This window comes from Actinoallomurus oryzae (assembly GCF_039541955.1).
Lineage (GTDB): Bacteria > Actinomycetota > Actinomycetes > Streptosporangiales > Streptosporangiaceae > Actinoallomurus > Actinoallomurus oryzae.
Genome location: NZ_BAABHF010000045.1, coordinates 189,298 through 206,028 on the forward strand (window position 1 = coordinate 189,298; position 16,731 = coordinate 206,028).

15 protein-coding genes are annotated in these 16,731 nt (G+C 71.1%); 9 read left to right on the plus strand and 6 right to left on the minus strand.

The window, feature by feature from the left end:
• Positions 1-96: 96 nt before the first annotated feature.
• The gene (locus ABEA10_RS35995; RefSeq protein ID WP_345471697.1) at positions 97-636 is read right to left on the minus strand and encodes an AraC family transcriptional regulator; all 540 of its coding nucleotides are present in this window, start codon (positions 634-636) and stop codon (positions 97-99) included.
• A gap of 29 nt (positions 637-665) precedes the next feature.
• Between ABEA10_RS35995 and ABEA10_RS36000 the strand changes: the two genes are divergently transcribed.
• Entirely contained in the window at positions 666-1,433 is a 768-nt protein-coding gene (locus tag ABEA10_RS36000; protein WP_345471699.1) for an alpha/beta hydrolase family protein, read from the plus strand.
• A gap of 158 nt (positions 1,434-1,591) precedes the next feature.
• On the opposite strand, the gene ABEA10_RS36005 is transcribed toward ABEA10_RS36000, so the two are convergent.
• Positions 1,592-2,392: an SDR family oxidoreductase gene (locus tag ABEA10_RS36005; protein ID WP_345471701.1), complete on the minus strand. Its 801-nt coding sequence runs from the start codon at positions 2,390-2,392 to the stop codon at positions 1,592-1,594.
• A gap of 167 nt (positions 2,393-2,559) precedes the next feature.
• Between ABEA10_RS36005 and ABEA10_RS36010 the strand changes: the two genes are divergently transcribed.
• Positions 2,560-3,198, plus strand: coding sequence for a TetR/AcrR family transcriptional regulator (locus tag ABEA10_RS36010; RefSeq protein ID WP_345471703.1), 639 nt, complete (start codon positions 2,560-2,562; stop codon positions 3,196-3,198).
• On the opposite strand, the gene ABEA10_RS36015 is transcribed toward ABEA10_RS36010, so the two are convergent.
• Positions 3,195-4,010, minus strand: coding sequence for a helix-turn-helix transcriptional regulator (locus tag ABEA10_RS36015; protein ID WP_345471706.1), 816 nt, complete (start codon positions 4,008-4,010; stop codon positions 3,195-3,197). The genes ABEA10_RS36010 and ABEA10_RS36015 overlap by 4 nt on opposite strands.
• Before the next feature lie 190 nt (positions 4,011-4,200).
• Between ABEA10_RS36015 and ABEA10_RS36020 the strand changes: the two genes are divergently transcribed.
• Positions 4,201-4,962: an SDR family oxidoreductase gene (locus tag ABEA10_RS36020; RefSeq protein WP_345471708.1), complete on the plus strand. Its 762-nt coding sequence runs from the start codon at positions 4,201-4,203 to the stop codon at positions 4,960-4,962.
• Between the two features lie 309 nt (positions 4,963-5,271).
• Positions 5,272-6,252: a threonine ammonia-lyase gene (locus ABEA10_RS36025; protein ID WP_345471710.1), complete on the plus strand. Its 981-nt coding sequence runs from the start codon at positions 5,272-5,274 to the stop codon at positions 6,250-6,252.
• Between the two features lie 28 nt (positions 6,253-6,280).
• Here the strand turns inward: ABEA10_RS36025 and ABEA10_RS36030 are convergent, their stop codons facing one another.
• Positions 6,281-7,054, minus strand: coding sequence for an IclR family transcriptional regulator (locus ABEA10_RS36030; protein ID WP_345471711.1), 774 nt, complete (start codon positions 7,052-7,054; stop codon positions 6,281-6,283).
• Between the two features lie 163 nt (positions 7,055-7,217).
• Here ABEA10_RS36030 and ABEA10_RS36035 point away from each other — a divergent pair, with 163 nt between their 5' ends.
• From ABEA10_RS36035 to ABEA10_RS36055, 5 genes are all read left to right on the plus strand, one after another.
• Complete coding sequence (locus tag ABEA10_RS36035; protein ID WP_345471713.1) at positions 7,218-8,513, plus strand: MFS transporter; 1,296 nt, start codon at positions 7,218-7,220, stop codon at positions 8,511-8,513.
• Entirely contained in the window at positions 8,510-9,436 is a 927-nt protein-coding gene (locus ABEA10_RS36040; RefSeq protein ID WP_425551008.1) for a 2-hydroxyacid dehydrogenase, read from the plus strand. The genes ABEA10_RS36035 and ABEA10_RS36040 overlap by 4 nt, the downstream gene beginning before the upstream one ends.
• Before the next feature lie 53 nt (positions 9,437-9,489).
• Complete coding sequence (locus tag ABEA10_RS36045) at positions 9,490-10,668, plus strand: FAD-dependent oxidoreductase (protein WP_345471715.1); 1,179 nt, start codon at positions 9,490-9,492, stop codon at positions 10,666-10,668.
• A 154-nt stretch (positions 10,669-10,822) separates the two neighbouring features.
• Entirely contained in the window at positions 10,823-12,820 is a 1,998-nt protein-coding gene (locus ABEA10_RS36050; RefSeq protein ID WP_345471717.1) for an N-acetylmuramoyl-L-alanine amidase, read from the plus strand.
• Positions 12,821-12,944: 124 nt separating this feature from the next.
• Entirely contained in the window at positions 12,945-13,784 is an 840-nt protein-coding gene (locus ABEA10_RS36055; protein WP_345471719.1) for an alpha/beta fold hydrolase, read from the plus strand.
• A gap of 24 nt (positions 13,785-13,808) precedes the next feature.
• Here ABEA10_RS36055 and ABEA10_RS36060 read toward each other — a convergent pair whose 3' ends face one another.
• Positions 13,809-15,098, minus strand: coding sequence for an SGNH/GDSL hydrolase family protein (locus tag ABEA10_RS36060; protein WP_345471721.1), 1,290 nt, complete (start codon positions 15,096-15,098; stop codon positions 13,809-13,811).
• Positions 15,099-15,250: 152 nt separating this feature from the next.
• Positions 15,251-16,579 carry an aspartate aminotransferase family protein gene (locus ABEA10_RS36065; protein ID WP_345471723.1) on the minus strand — a complete coding sequence of 443 codons (1,329 nt, stop codon included), beginning with the start codon at positions 16,577-16,579 and terminating at the stop codon, positions 15,251-15,253.
• Between the last annotated feature and the right edge of the window lie 152 nt (positions 16,580-16,731).

Here is a 16,731-nt window from a genome sequence, read left to right on the forward strand (position 1 = left end):
GGGCTGCAGGTCGGTGGTACCGAGGAAGTCGGCGGGGGCATCGTCGACGGCGCTTGCCTGCAGGAAGCACATGGGATCCGCCGTCGACGCCGATGGTCACGACGCTTGCCGGAGCCGACGCCGGTAGCGCAGGGGCGCCTCGCCCACCTCGCGTTTGAAGGCGGTGCTGAAGGCGCTTTCCGAGGTGTAGCCCAGCTGCGCGGCGAGGGCCCCGATCCGGACGTCGTCGTCGCGCAGCGCCCGCTGGGCCAGCAGCATCCGCCAGGAGTTGAGGTAGGTCAGCGGGGGGACACCCGCCACGGAGCGGAAGCGCACGGCGAACGACGTCCGCGACATCGCTGCCGCACGAGCCAGCTCCTCCAGTCCCCAGGGCCGCCCGGGGTCGCCGTGCATGAGAGTCAGCGCAGGACGCAGCCGGTCGTCGGTCAGCGCCCGCAGCCATCCCAGCTCGGCGTGGCCGAGGTACGCCCGGAACACCTCCAGGAGGAACAGCTGGGCGTGCTGGCGTACCGCGAAGGCAGCCCCCATCCGCTCGCCCGTTACCTCCTCGACCAGCCGATCGACGCACGCGCGCAGGGCGGGCGCGGCGGAATCGGATGCTCGGATGAGCGCCACGGGCGGCAGCGCCTGCGTCATAGCGCCGCACCGGCCGGGTCGAGCTCGACGTGACCGCCGAGGATGACGTCGTCGACGGCGAAATCCGCGTCGCCGACGCGCAGGGCGTACTTCCCCGCCTCGGGCTCGAACTCCACGGGCGGACCGTCACCGGCGCCGCCCTCGGCGCGCAGCCACGAGCGGCCGGTCGGGACCGCGGCTACGGTCCGATGGTGAACTTCTGCGCCGCGCACGGGTTCGTCGTGATACAGCCCACGCACCTCGACGCCACCTTCCTCGGCCTACGAGAGGTCGATGACCCGGATGCACCGTTGTACCTGAAGTCACGGGCCGAAGATCTTCGCCAGATCGTGGACCACCTCGGCGATATCGAGCGCACCGTTCCGGGACTGGCAGGGCGCCTGGACGCCGGCCGGATCGCCGCTGTCGGTCACTCGGCCGGCGGTCACGCGGTCGGCCTGATCTCGGGCCAGACCATCACCGACACCAGCGGCGGGTCGACGGTGGGAGCCGTCGACGGACGCTTCGGCGCTCGTGTCATGATTGCCGCTCCCGGCCGCGGCGAGGACTTGAACGGCCCGGCGGCGCAGCCCTATGCGACGCTCACCACCACCAATTTCGACGGCATGACGCCGAAGGTCCTCATCGTCGTCGGAGAGAAGGACTGGCACCCCTTCTTCTCCGACCGACAGGACTGGCAAGCGATCCCTACACCGCGGCTCCCGCGCCGAAGACTCGACTGGAGATTCTCGACGCGTCCGATCGATGCTGTGCTGCCGGCGAGCACTGCACCGATCGGACGCGTCGAGTCGAAGTAGACCCTCCGCGCACGCGGCAGCGCCGCAAGGACCAACGACGACGCGGCGTCCTGCCCGGCCGGGCCCCTCCGGCCCGAAAGAACGCGGCCCTCGGAAAGTATCCGGGCCAGCGGTGACCGCTGACCCGGATCTCGCCCCTGTCCCCGGAGGGGTACCGCCTACAGGCGCTCGCCGCCGGTGGCGTCGATGATCTGGCCCGTGATCCATCGGGCGTCGTGGGAGGCGAGAAGAGCGACGACGTCGGCGATGTCGGCGGGTTCGCCGACGCGGGCGAGGGCGCGCTGCGCGACGACGGAGGCCATGGCCTCGGAGTTGCCGCGCAACCAGTCGGCGTTCATGTCGGTGTCGGTGGTGCCGGGTCGGACGGCGTTGACGGTGATGCCGCGTGGGCCGAGGTGCTGGGCGAGCGGGAGCGTGAGAGCTTCGAGGGCTCCCTTGGTCATGGTGTATCCGATGATGCCGGGGATGGGGACGCGGGTGGCGCCTGAGGAGACGTTCACCACGCGTCCGCCCTCGGCCAGGCGCGGAAGGGCGGCCTTGATGATCAGGAACGGCGCGGTGGTGTTGATCTGCTGCTGGCGGATGAAGTCCTCGGTGGCGGTCTCCTCGATGACGCCGTTCACGACGATCCCGGCGTTGTTCACCAGCACCCGCACGGGCACGTCGCGCAGCGCGCCCGCGGCCGCGTCGTAGGAAGCCCAGAAGGCGGTGCCGGTGTCGGGTTCGGCGAGGTCGGCGGCGAAGGAGAACGCCGTGCCGCCGGCCGCGGTGATCTTCTCGACGACGTCGGCCGCGGCGGCCGAGTCCTGGCGGTAGTGAACTGCGACGGTGTACCCGTCGGCGCCGAGACGGCCGGCGATGGCCGCCCCGATGCCGCGGCTGGCGCCGGTGACAACAGCGATGCCGTCGGACTTACGGGCGTTGAGCGCTTCGATGTCGCGCAGGTCGGTGTCAGACATGATGCCTTTCTGTCGCCCGGGATCGGGCGGTAGTGGGCGCTGATGACGTGCGACGCTCCCGCGCCCTCGTCGCGTCGGCTGTCGCAGAGGGGCGAACCTCGACTCCCAGACTTATATTCCGAGCGGAATAGAAATCGTTGGGCTCGGGGGTGGAGTACGCTGCACACATGGCCGGTTCGCGGAGCGTCGTCATGGGTCGGCCTCGGGAATTCGATGTCGACGAGGCGCTCGAGCGCGCCATGCGGGTGTTCTGGGAACGGGGATACGAGGGGGTCAGCCTCACCGATCTGACCAAGGCCATGGGCATCACGAAGCCAAGCCTGTACGCGGCCTTCGGCGACAAGAAGGAGCTGTTCCGCAAAGCGCTGGAGCGCTACACCGAGGGCCCGGCCGACTACGGGACGCGTGCCCTGGAGGAGCCGACCGCACGAGGCGTGGCCGAGGCGATTCTCCGCGGAGCGGTTCGGACCACGACGCGTCCCGGCGGCCCTGCGGGATGCCTGGGCGTGCAGGCGCTGGCGTCGAGCGAAGCGGGGCGGCCCGCGCACGACATGCTGGTCGAGTGGCGGAACTCTTGGGCTCTACGCCTTGAGGAGCGTTTCCAGCGGGCCGTCGACGAGGGCGATCTGCCGCGCGACGCCGACCCCCGACGGCTCGCCCGATATGTCATGACGGTGACGTTCGGCATCGCCGTCCAGGCCGCCGGCGGCCTCGGCCGGGACGAACTCCAGGACATCGCCGACATGGCACTGGAGTGCTGGCTGCCCAATGGCGTGCGACGGACGCACACGGAGCCTTCCGGCTAGTACTGCTGCAGGGAGGCGAGGAGGCGTAGTTTCTCGTCGCTCTCGCTGCCCTGATCGGCGTAGTAGAGGACCACGAGCAGGTCGTCCACCGGGAGCTTGTCCCGGTGCAGGCGCAGCTCACCGACGACGGGATGGTTCACGGTCGTGGTGCCGCCGTCGAGGTTGCGGATGTCGTGGCGTGCCCAGAGGGTTCGGAAGCGCTCGCTCGACAGGGCGAGTTCGCCCACCAGTTCCACGAACCTCGGGTCGTCGATGTCGTCGCCGACGCTCTTCCTGAAGGCGGCGACGAATCCTTCCGTGGCGCGCGTCCAGTCCTGTTGGAACGCCTGTTCCTCGGGATCGAGGAGCAGCGACCGCAGGCGGTTGTACCCGGGTTGGAGGCGCGGAGAGAGCGCGACCGCGAGCCGGTTGGACGCGAGCACGTCGAACGCGCGCCCCTCCACGAAGGCGGGGATCTGCACGCTCGCCAGGAGCTGGTGCAACCGGGCGGGGACGCGTTCGGGCTTCCTGCGCCGCTGAGGCCTGGGGCGTGCGGCGGCCAGGGCGAGAAGGTACTCCTGTTCGAGCTCGTCGAGGCGCAGGACCCGCGCGAGCGATTCGAGAACCTGCGGTGAGGGATGCCTGTCGCGGCCGCGTTCCAGCCGCAGGTAGTAGTCGGCGCTGATGCCCGCGAGCATGGCGATCTCCTCACGGCGAAGCCCCGGAACGCGCCGGTTCCTCCCCCGCGCCAGCCCGACCTGCTCCGGGGTGACCAGGGCCCGCCGGGCACGGAGGTAACCGCCGAGCAGGTTGGCGCGGTCGTCGTCGCTCATGTTCGCCATCGTAATTCGGACTCTCTGCGCCAAAGGGGGCCCTGACAGGACCCCGGAAGACGGGGGCACTCCCTCCCGGCGGAGAACGGGCCAACACTGAAGGTGTCGCCGCGCGGAAGAGGCGGCGATACCGAAACCGCGCCGGTCACAGGCCTGTCGCCGACCGGCGCGCCCTGAGCGGGAGTGATCCATGGACATCACCGAACGCACCGTCTTCATCGCCGGCGCCACCTCGGGCATCGGTCTCGAGCTCGCTCGCCGCTTCGCCGCGGCCGGCAGCTCCGCCGTCGTCGGCGGCCGGCGAGCCGACCTGCTCGACCGGCTCGCGGCCGAGGGGTTCGACACCGTTCCCATCGACGTGACCGACCAGGACAGCGTCGACCGTGCCCGCGACGCGGTACTCCGCAGCCACCCGGGCCTCGACACGATCGTGACGATGTCCGGGGTCATGATCCCCGAGGACCTGCGCGATCCCGGGCACTTCGGTGCCGCACGGCAGACGATCGACACCAACCTCCTCGGCACCATCCGCGTCATCGACGCCTTCACCCCGCACCTGGTCGGGCGCGGCGCCGGCACCATCATCACGGTCACCTCGGGCATCGGGTTCCTGCCGTTCCCGGTCATGCCGACCTACGCGGCCTCGAAGGCCGCGGTGCACGCCTACTCCGAGGCGTTGCGCGCGCAGCTGGACGGCACCGGCGTCGAGGTCTCCGAACTCATCCCCCCGGCCGTCGCCACCACGCCGGAGCAGGCTCGGGTCAACCCCCGCGCGCTCGACCTGGCCGAGTTCGCCACCGAGGTGATGGACCTGCTCCAGACCGACCCCACCCCGCGCGAGATCCTCGTCAAGGGCGTGCTGATGCACCGGTGGGCCGAGCGCGACGGCACCTACGACGATCTGGTCGCCCAGCGATCGCAGGCGCTGTCGATCCTCCCGAGCCGTCAGTAGGCACGACAGCCGGGACTTGTGATCTGTCACCGCACCCGGCCATGCTGACGCCGGCTACCCGCGGGAACTCGCCCAGCACAGCTACACCGACATCCGGCAGTGGCGTGACGCCGATGCCGGCGGGCACTTCATGCCGCTGGAGGAACCCGAAACGGCCGCCGAGCAGATCCGTACGTTCTTCCGGCCCTTGCGGGAGGCCGGCGCCACCCGCTGACACGCGGTGGCGCGGCCGTCGGCGAGGAGCGGCGCGCCGAAGCACCGGGTGCTCGCCCGAGGGGAGCGGCGCCGACGGCGCTACGCTCCTGTGCCGTGCAGCAGACGCGCCTCGACACCGCTCGGATCCGGGCGGCTCGCCGGATGATCGACCCGGTTTTCCTCGACACTCCGCTGTACCGCTGCGAGGCGCTGGAGCCCGGCCTCGGGTGCGCGGTGAGCATCAAGCTCGAAACGGCGAACCCGGTCCGCAGCTTCAAGGCCCGCGGCACCGAGTTGGTCGCGAGCCTGCTCCCCGACGACGGTCCGCGCGCCGTGGTGTGCGCCAGCGCGGGCAACCTCGGCCAGGCCCTCGCCTGGTCCGGTCGCGGCCGGGGGCTCGACGTCACCGTCGTGGCATCCCGCCACGCGACGGTGGCCAAGCTCGATCGCATCCGCGCACTGGGCGCAAGGCTGGAGCTGGTGGACGGGGACCACGAGCTGGCCCGCGAGCGGGCGGCGGCCATCGCGCGGCACGACGGCATCCGGCTGGTCGAGGACAGCCTCGACATCGAGACCTGCGAGGGCGCGGCCACGATCGGCCTGGAACTCGTGGAGGACCTGGCGGACACCGTGCCGCCGTTCGACGCCGTTCTGATCGCTCTGGGCGGCGGGGCGATGGCCACCGGCGTGGGCCATGTGGTGAAGGCCCTGGCACCCGGCGTCGAGGTGATCTGCGTCCAGCCGCTCGGCGCACCGGCGATGACGCGCTCCTGGCGCACCCGGCGCGTCGTCACCACCGACTCGGCCGACACCATCGCCGACGGCGTCGCCGGCCGGTGTCCCATCCCGGCCGTCCTGGACGACCTCCTCCTGGTCGCCGACGACGCCGTCCTGGTCCAGGAGAGCTCGATCATCGCCGGCATGCGGATGCTCCTCGACCACGCCGGCCTCGTCGTCGAACCGTCGGCAGCGCTCGGCGTCGCGGCGATCCTCGAAGATCCTGACCGCTTCGCCGGCCGCCACGTGGTCACCATCGTGTGCGGCAGCAACGTCGACGTGGACGCCTATCACCGCTGGGTCGGCACGGCTCCCTGACGATCGCTCGCATCCGAGCGCGCAGGGGTCAGACGGTGGGCAGCAGGACGGCGAGCTCGGCCGCCGCCTCGAGCAGGAAGGGCAACGACCCGGTCAGCTCCCGCATCGTCACCCGGTACGCGGGTGCCGGTGTGGACAGGGCCGCCAGCGCGGTCCCGCCCGGCCCGACGATCGGCACGCCCACCGCTCGGATGCCGGCCTCGTGCTCCTCGTCGGACACCGCGTAGCCCTGCTCCCGTACGCGGTCGATCTCCTCGCGGAACCGCGCGCGGTCGGTGATGGTGGCCGGGCCCAGCGGCGTCAGCTCCAGCTCCTCGACCAGCTCCGCGCGTACCTCGTCCGGCGCGAAGGCGATCAGGCACTTGCCCATCGACGTGCAGTGCAGCGGCCCGTGCTTGGCAGGCTCCCCGATGACCCGGATGCGGCGCGGACCCTGCACATGGTGGACGTAGAGCTGGTGCCGGCCGTCCAGCACCGACATCAGAGTGGGCTCACCGGTCAGCTCCGTCACCCTCCGCATGACCGGCAGCGCCACGCCCGTGAAGCCGCGGGCCTGCGACACGCGCTGCCCCAGCTCGAACATGCGAAGCCCCAGGCTGTAGCGCCGGCTCTCGCCGTCGCTGCGGACGAACCCGTCCCGCTGCAACGAACCGAGCAGCCGGTGGGTGGTGCTGACCGGGTAGCCGGCGTCTCTGGCCAGCCGTGAGACACCGACGCCCTCGGGATGTTCACCGAGCAGGCACAGCAGACGCAGCGCCTTGCCCACGGCGTCGGAGTCCGATCGATCCCCCTTCGCGGCCATTTCGTCAGCACCTTTCCCGCCGGATACGGACAGCCTCGACGTCCGAAACCCACGTGAACAGCCCTTGACGCCGACGACACGCGAGCACGACACTCACCTTACCGCATCCCGGATAGCCTTTCCACATTACGGAAAGATCTCCCCGCAGACAAAGGAGTGCTCCGTGACCGCCTCCGCCCCAGACAGTCCCCTCCGGCCCATCCCACGCGAGCAGGCCCTGCCCGGCCGGCAGCGCTGGGTACGGCTGCTGCCCATCGCCTTCGTCACTTACAGCCTCGCCTACCTGGACCGATCCAATTTCTCGGTGGGAATCGCCGGTGGCATGAAGAGCGATCTCGGCCTGACCGGCGGCACGTCCGCGCTGATCGGGGCCTCGTTCTTCCTCGGCTACTTCCTGTTCCAGGTGCCGGGGGCCATCTACGCCGACCGCCGCAGCGTCAAGGGGCTGATCTTCTGGAGCCTGCTCGCCTGGGGCGTGCTGGCGTCGGTGCAGGGGCTGCTGTCCTCGGCGACGGCGCTCGTCGCGGTGAGGTTCCTGCTCGGCGTCGTCGAGGGCGCGGTGCTCCCGGCCATGGTGATCCTGCTGAGCCGCTGGTTCACCAGATCCGAGCGCGGACAGGCCAACAGCGTGCTCATCCTGGGCAATCCGGTCACGGTGCTGTGGCTGACCGCGCTGTCCGGCTATCTGGTCGAGCTCACGTCCTGGCGCGGCATGTTCGTCATCGAGGGTCTGCCGGCGATCCTGTGGGCCTTCTACTTCCGCGCGAAGGTGGACGACCGCCCCGAACAGGCCGCCTGGCTCGACCCGGCCGAACGGGACGCGGTGACCGGCACGCTGGCCGACGAGCAGCAGGACATCACCCCGGTCAACGGCTACTGGGCGGCCTTCCGCTCACGCGTGGTCGTCCTGCTGTCGGTGCAGTACCTGCTGTGGAGCCTCGGCGTGTACGGGTTCGTCTTCTGGCTGCCCTCGATCGTGAAGGCCGGCTCCGGCGCGGGCATCGGCGCGACCGGCCTGATTTCGGCGGCGCCGTACCTGCTGGCCGCCATCCTGATGGTCGTGAACTCCCGGATGTCGGACCGCAGCGCCCGGCGAAGCCGCCATGTGTGGCCGTGGCTCGTGCTGGGCGCACTGGCCTTCTACGGGTCGTACCTGGTCGGCGCCGCGCACTTCTGGCCCTCGTTCGTGCTGCTGCTGATCGCCGGCGGTGCGATGTACGCGCCGTACGGCCCCTATTTCGCCTACATTCCCGAGCTGCTTCCCCGGCCCGTGGCGGGGCCGTCCGTCGCGCTCATCAACGCCTTCGGCGCCCTGGGCGGTTTCCTGGGTACGTACCTCGTGGGCTGGCTCAACGACGCGACGGACGGCCGGAGCGCGTCCTTCCTGGTGCTGGCCGGATCCCTGGCCGCGGCCTCGGCGGTGATGCCTTTCGTACGGACGGGCGGGAGAGCCGCATGACGCAGACACCTCGCGCTCCCAGGGCGCTGGTCCCCTGGGCACACGTCGCCGACCTGATGGACGGTTGGCCGGACGAGCTGCCGGTCGCGGTGTACGACGGCACCGGTGAGCCGCCGCCGGACCTGTCCGCCGTGCGGTTCTACGTGCTGCCGTACGCCAAGCCCGAGGCCACCGCTCTGCTGGCGCGGATGCCCGCGCTGGAGGCGGTGCAGAGCCTCAGCGCCGGGGTCGACAAACTGCTTCCGCGGCTTCCGCCCGGCGTGGTGCTGTGCAACGGGCGCGGCCTGCACGACGCGAGCGTCGCCGAGCACGCGCTGAGCCTGATCCTCGCCGTACTCCGCGACATCCCGCACTGGGTACGCCGGCAGGACGACCACCGCTGGGCGCCGCACTTCACCCGCTCGCTCGCCGGCTCCCGCGCCCTGCTCATCGGGTACGGATCGATCGGCGCCGCGGTCGAGGCACGGCTGCTGCCGTTCGAGGTGGAGGTCGTACGGGTGGCGCGCCGGGCCCGGCCCGGCGTGCACGGCATCGGCGAACTGCCCGGCCTGCTCCCGGACGCGGACATCGTGATCCTCACGCTGCCGCAGACCGCCACGACCACCGGGTTGCTCGGCGCCGAACAGCTCGCCGCGCTGCCGGACGGCGCGCTGGTGGTGAACGTCGGCCGGGGCGGCACCATCGACACCGCCGCCCTGCTGGACCAGACCGCGTCCGGCCGGCTGTACGCGGCGCTGGACGTGGTCGACCCGGAACCGCTCCCCGCCGACCACCCCCTGTGGAGGGTCCCGGGCGTGCTCATCACCCCGCACGTCGCGGGCGGTTCGGCGACGTTCTACCCGCGTGCCGAACGCCTGATCGCCGAACAGCTGCGCCGCTTCGCCGACGGCCGCCCGCTCCTCAACGTGGTCGACCGGGCATGAGCGGCAAGGGCTGAACGAAGGAAGCCGCCGGGCGGCGCGGGTGTTGTCGGGACGTGGGGTCAAGCACCATCTGTTCTCTCGAGCGCCGGCCGCCCGACGCCGAGACACCCGTCCGGCCGGTCGGCGTGGTCGTGATCGGCGCGGGCCAGGCCGGTCTCTCGGCCGCGTATCACCTGCGGCGCCGAGGCTTCGTCCCGGCGGCCGTTCCCAGCCGGACCTCGGCGGAGCACCGAGGATTCGTGGTCCTGGACGGCGAGGCGGGACCCGGAGGCGCGTGGCGGCACCGCTGGCGCTCGCTGCGGATGGCGACGGTGAACGGTATCTACGACCTGCCGGGAATGGCGCAGCCGGAGCCGGATCCATGTGAGCCGAGCGTCGATGCGCTGCCGAGGTACTTCGCCGCCTATGAGGCGGAGCACGAGCTACCGGTGCTGAGGCCGGTCAGGGTCGGTGCCGTGCGCCGGGTCGACGACGATCCGCGTGGCCGGCTGCTCGTGGAGACGAGCGCGGGGACATGGTCGGCACGTGCGGTCGTCAACGCGACGGGGACGTGGACGAAGCCGTTCTGGCCGTACTACCCGGGGCAGGGGGAGTTCGCCGGGCGGCAGCTGCACGTGGCCGACTATGTATCGGCCGAGGAGTTCTCCGGCCGGCACGTGCTGGTGGTGGGCGGCGGCATCTCGGCCGTGCAACTACTCGTGGAGATCTCCCAGGTCGCCACGGCGACGTGGTTCACGCGGCGCCCGCCGGTCTGGATCGATGAGCCGTTCGACCGGCAGGAGTTCGGCCGCACCGCCGTCGCGCGCGTGGAGGAGCGGGTACGGCAGGGCCTGCCGCCGGGAAGTGTCGTGTCGGCGACCGGCCTGATATGGACGCCGGCGCTGCGTGCCGCCGCGGCCCGCGGCGAGTTGGAACGTCATCCGATGTTCACCCGGATCGAACGCGACGGGGTGAGGCTCGCCGACGGCGGCTTCCAGCGAGCGGATGCGATCCTCTGGGCGACCGGCTTCCGCGCGGCGCTGGACCATCTGGCCCCGTTGGGGCTGCGCGGGCCGGGGGGCGGCATCGTCATGGACAAGACGATGGTGGCCGCCGAGCCGCGCGTGCATCTGATCGGCTACGGCCCGTCCGCGTCCACGGTCGGAGCCAACCGCGCCGGCCGCGACGCGGCGCACAGCCTGGCCGGGCTGCTGACAGCCGGCGAGGCTTGGACGAGCAATTCCGAATGGTGACGTGAGGCCCGGCACGGCCACGGTCATCGCCGCCGGCTCACGGTCGCCGACCGAATTCCACGGAACATTCTTACTCACCGCAAAGATCCACTAACTTGACACCTCCGGGTTTACGCCTGGTTTCTTGCCACCCCCCGCTCCCGAAGGTCCGACATTGCCGAAGTCCCCCACTCGTCTGACCGTTGCGCTGGTCGCGTCGACCGCCGCCGTCGCCTCGCTGACGGCCGTGTACGTCTCCCAGCGGCAGGGCGACCGGCCGGTGCCCGCCGCGCGGGCGGCACTCGCCGCAACGGCCTCGACACACGATGTCTCCCGCCAACAGAACTACGCCCGGGCGGCGAAGGCCTACCACGTTCCCGAGTCGGTGCTCCTCGCCGTTTCCTACCTGGAGTCGGGCTGGAACACCAACGCCGGGCACCCGAGCGTCAGCGCCGGGTACGGTCCGATGCACCTCGTCGACGGCACGCTGACGCGCGCCGTCCGCGGCATCGAGAACGGCACCGGTGACCCCCGGGGCCAGGGTGGCCGGCCGATCGCCGCGCCGGCGGCCGACCCCGCGAAGCACTACGCGTCTCAGACGCTCCAGCAGGCGGCGCGGCGCACCGGCATCTCGGTCACCCGGCTGCGCACGGATCCCGCGGCGAACATCGTCGGTGGAGCGGCGCTGCTCGCGGCGTACCAGCGCGCCCTGCACCACCCGCTGAGCCAGAACCCCGCCGCCTGGCACGACGCGATCGCCGCCTACGGGGCGGCCTCCAGCGGTGCCTCCACCACGGCGTCGAGCCTGCGCACCGGCGACCAGTGGTTCGCCGACCAGGTCTTCTCGGTGATGCGCAGCGGCGCGTCGCGCACGACCGACGACGGGCAGGGGATGCGGCTCGCCGCCCAGCCCACCCTGCGTGCCCCGGCCCACGCGAACCGGCAGTCGTCGGAGGTCGACTGCCCGGCCTCCCTCGACTGCAGCTGGGTCCCCGCGCCGTACGTCCAGCTTGATCCCAACGATTCCACCAAGTACGGCAACCACGACATCTCGGACCGGCCGCGGACGACGAGGATCAAGTACATCGTCATCCACGACACCGAGGCCACCTACGACCAGTCGCTGCAGCTCGCCCAGGACAAGACCTACCTGGCCTGGAACTACACGATCAGGTCGGCGGACGGCGCCGTCGCCCAGCATCTGCGGGCCAAGGACATCGGCTGGCACGCGGGCAACTGGTACGTCAACACGACCTCCATCGGCGTCGAGCACGAGGGCGTTCTGGCTCAGGGCGGCACCTGGTACACCGAGGCGATGTACCGCAGCTCCGCCCAGCTCGTCCGCCATCTCGCGGCCGAGTACGGCATACCGCTGGACCGGGCGCACATCCTCGGCCACGACATGGTGCCCGGACAGACGACGAGCGCCGTCGCGCAAATGCACGTCGACCCCGGCCCGTACTGGGACTGGGCGCACTACTTCGCGCTGATGGGCAAACCGCTGAAGGGGACGGCGAAGGCCGGTTCGTCCGGCCTGGTGATGATCCGCCCGGAGTACGCCACCAACAACGTGCCCTACACGGGCTGTGACAAGAGCGGCTCCAGCACCCCCTGCCCGCAGCACGGTTCGTCGGCGGTCGTCCTGCGGATGGCGCCGAGCGAGTCCGCGCCGCTGGTGAAGGACGTCGCCATGCACCCGGCGAACGGCGGCACGGCCACGATGGACGTGGCGGACATGGGCGCGCACGCCGCGACCGGCCAGCGGTACCTGGTCGCCGGCCGGCAGGGCGACTGGACCGCGATCTGGTACCTGGGCCAGCGCGCGTGGTTCCACGACCCGGCCTCGGCGCCGGTCTCGGTCCCCGTACACGGCCTCGTGGCGGTCCCGCGGAAGGGGGTGACCTCCGTGCCGGTGTACGGGTGGCCCTTCCCCGAAGCGTCGGCCTACCCGAAGAACGTGCCGGTGCAGCAGATCTCGGCGCTGCCGTACCAGTTCACCACCGGCCAGGGCTACCCGGTGGGCGGCGGAAACCGCAGCCAGTACTACTACGCCAAGACCTTCAACCTGAACGAGCACGTGATGGTGAGGGGAAAGACCGCCTACTACCAGATCCAGATCGGCCACCGGGTGGGCTACGTCAAGACATCGGACGTGTCCCTGCGCGCCAAGTGAGCGACCCTAGTTGACCCGCACGGGGCCCTTGCCTCCGGACCATCCGGGCGCAAGGGCCCTCTCGCGTCCGCCGGCCCGGTCGGCCGATTGCCCTGGCCGGAACGCCGCTGACAGGATTCCCGTCATGCCCACCTACTTCGCCCATGATGGGACCCATCTCGCCTACCGCGTGTTCGGAGCGGGTAGCCCGCTGGTCTGCCTGCCGGGCGGTCCGATGCTCAGCTCCGCCTACCTCGGCGATCTCGGCGGCCTGTCCGCACATCGGCGGTTGCTCATGGTGGACCCTCGGGGCACCGGCCGGTCCGCGATACCGAAGGATGCCGCCTCGTACCGCTGCGACCGGCTCGTCGATGACGTCGAAGCGCTGCGCGAGCACCTTGGCCTTGACCGGCTGGACCTGCTCGCCCACAGCGCCGGCGCGAACCTCGCGGCGCTGTACGCGGCCCGGCGCCCCCAACGCGTCGGCAGGCTCGCACTGATCACTCCGAGCACCCGGGCCGTCGGCATCGAGGTCACCGGACAGGCGCGGCTCGAGATCGCGCGGCTCCGCGAGGACGAGCCCTGGTTCGCCGCGGCCTTCTCGGCTCTTGAAGCAGTCGTGGCGGGCGACGTCACCGACGACCGATGGAAGGCCATCGATCCTCTCTTCTACGGACGCTGGGACGCGGCGGCACAGGCGCACAACGCGGCCGCGAACGCCGAGCGGAACGAGGAGGTGGCAGCCGCCTTCAACGCCGCGGGCGCCTTCGACCCGCAGGCGACTCGCGCGGCGCTCGCCGCGTTCGGCGCGCCGGTGCTGCTGCTCGGCGGAGAGGTCGATCCGAACACCCCTCCGGACGCCGTGGTCGAGTACGCCGCGCTGTTCCCGGACGCCGAGGTCGTCATTCAGCCGGGAGCGGGCCACTATCCCTGGCTGGACGACGCCGCCCGGTTCACCGCGACCACCGCGGCGTTCCTAACATGAAGGTCGCCCGGCCCGTGTCGCACATCACCGCGTGAGGGCGGGTTCGACGGCGTCGGCCATCGCCTGTCGGCCGGCGGCGTTCGGATGCAGGTGGTCACCGCTGTCGTACCGCGGGTCCAGCAGTTCGGGATGCCCGGGGTAGCGCACCAACGCGTCGAAATCGATCACGCCGTCGTAGACGTGGTTTCCGCGGATCCAGGCGTTGACGGCCTGGCGTTTGCTCTCCGCCGTCGCGCTCCAGTACGAATAGCCCTCGGCCGGCGTCAGTGTGCCGATGAGGATCCGGACGCCGTGGGCGTGCGCGGCGGCGGCGATCCGCTCGTACGCGTCGATGAGGTCCTGCGGGGTGACGTCGGTGTTCGGTGTGAAGCAGCCGGTGTCCGGCTCCTGACTGAAGCCCAGGTCGTTGATGCCCTCGAGGAGGACCGCCTCGCGTACGCCGGGCTGGCTGAACACGTCGCGGTCCAGGCGCGTTACCAGCGCGGCTCCGTAGCAGGCGGACGGGGACAGCACCCGGTTGCCGGAGATGCCCTGGTTGGCCACGGCCGGCGCGTTCCTCCCGTACCGGGCGGCGAGCGAACGGGCCAGGAAGTTCGGCCAGCGGCTGTTGTCGTCCCGCTGCTGCTGGACCTCGGTGATCGAGTCGCCGACCGCGACGATCGTGCCCCGAGCGTGCGAGCGGACCTGGACGGCGTCGAGCAGGAACCAGGTGCTCACGTTCTTCGTGAACGCCACACCGTCGGCGTCGGCGGCGTGGTCGCCGCCCGCGAGGTAGTTCGTCGTCTGGGAGTACTGGTGATACGTGGCCTGCGTGACCGATCCCGGCACGTACAGGCTGACGGCGAGCGAGCTCAGCGCCGGCACCGGCATCCGGATCAGGTCGCTGAGCACCGAACCGCCCTTCGGCACCACGACGGACGGTCCGCCGCCGAACGTCAGCCGGTGCGTCGTGGCCGGATCGAGGGCCGCGCCGCGCAACTGGCGGGCGACCGTCGCCGAGCGCACGGTCAGCGGTGCGTCGCCGAACGCGTTGGTGACCCTGATCCGCACGGCGTCCCCGCCCGCGCTCGTGTAGACGATGTCGCGCACCGTCTGGTCGTTCAGGGACTGCACCGACGACGCCAGCGGTGTGGGTGACATCGCGGAGCCGCTCCAGGTCGTCACCCACCCCGCGGCCTGAGGCGCACGAGCCGCCTTGGTGCCCGCCGCCGACGCGGCGCCGGCGGAGGTGGCCGCGATGCCGATAAGGACGGGGATGGCCGCCAACGCGATCGCGCGGCGGGAGTGCCGGAAGACTGGGAGAGGACTGCGCACGCTACCCGCCTTGACTTTGACGCGGACGATGGAGGGCCGACCGGTCCCGGCGGGAACGGTGGTCCTGTTGGAGCGGTGCGAAGTATGTGTTGATCGGCTCCGGCAGGACAATACAGACAGGGTGACCGGTATTGGCCGGTCGTCGCCGTCGCTCAGCCCAGCAGGCCGTCGTCGCGGACGCTTCGCAGCACCTCGCGGGCGGCTTCCAGCGTGCGGTCGACGTCCTCCTCCGTGTGCGCGGCGGAGATGTGGTTCCGCTTGAGTGCCAGCGGCAGCATCAAGAAGCCGCGGTCGGTCATGCGACGGTGGAAGGCCACGTACGCCTCGTCGTTGTCGCGGAGCAGGTCGCGGTAGCCGCGGATCGGGCCCTCGGTGAAGTAGAGGGCGAAGACGCCGCCGAAGCCGGCCGGCACCGCGGGGATGCCGAGCTCCGACACGATCGCCCCCAGGCCCGTACGCATCCGGTCGCCGAGCGCGTGCGTGCGCTCGTAGAAGTCCGGGTGGTCGCGCAGGTACGTGATGGTGGCGATGCCCGCCGCCGAGGACACCGCATTGCCGTTGAACGTGCCGGCCAGCAGCACGTCGCCGCCCGCGGAGCTGAACCGCTCCATGAGGGCGCGCGGCCCGGCCAGCCCGGCGATCGGGTAACCGTTGCCCATCGCCTTGCCGAACGTGGTCAGGTCGGGACGGATGCCGCAGATCTGCTGGTAGCCGCCCAGCGCGTGCCGGAACCCGGTGATGACCTCGTCGAAGATGAGCAGCGACCCCTGCTCGGCCGTGATCGTCCGCAGCCCCTGGAGGAACTCCGTCTCCGGCACGAGGGCGCCCACGTTGTGCGGGATCGGTTCCAGGATCACCGCCGCGATGCGCTCGGGGTACCGCTCGTACAGCTCGCGTACGGAGTCCAGGTCGTTGAACTCGGCGATGACGGTCGACTCGATCGCGTCGTCGAGGATGCCGCGCGAGAGCGGGTCGCGCCCGTACGCCCGCTCGGGCGTGGAGATGACGTTGCGCGCGACCGCGTCCTGCCAGCCGTGGAAGCCGCCCTGGAACTTCAGGATCAGCGGCCGGTCGGTGACGGCGCGGGCCAGCCGCACGGCCTGCGCGACCGCCTCGCTGCCGCTCATCGCGGAGATCATCTGCTCGGCGGACGGGATCGTCTCCACCACCAGCCGGGCCAGCTCGATCTCCGGCTCGGTCACGCCCCAGCCGACGAGGTCGATGCCGCCGACCGCACGCCGTACGGCGTCGTCCACCTCCGGGGCGTTGTGCCCGAGCAGGATCGCCCCGAACGCGGCGTGGTAGTCGAGGTAGCGGCGGCCGTCGGCGTCGGTCACGTACGCGCCGGCGGCCTCGGTGAGGACGTACGGCGCGCCGACCAGACGCGTCGCCGAGTTGACGCCGCCGGGGATCACGTCCCGGGCGGCGGTGAGGAGCTTCGCGCCGGTCGAGGTGTCGCCGGTGTGGTCCGCGGGTGTCATGGACAGGCCCCCAAGTCGTGGTGCCCCGGCGCATGCGTGGCCACCGTCGCGGCGGGCACCGGGCCGCGGCCGTGTTCCACGAAGCGTTCATGGAAAGTCATTCCATGTCAAGAGTCGCCCCAGCGTGTGACCTGGTCCATATCGCCCCGGCG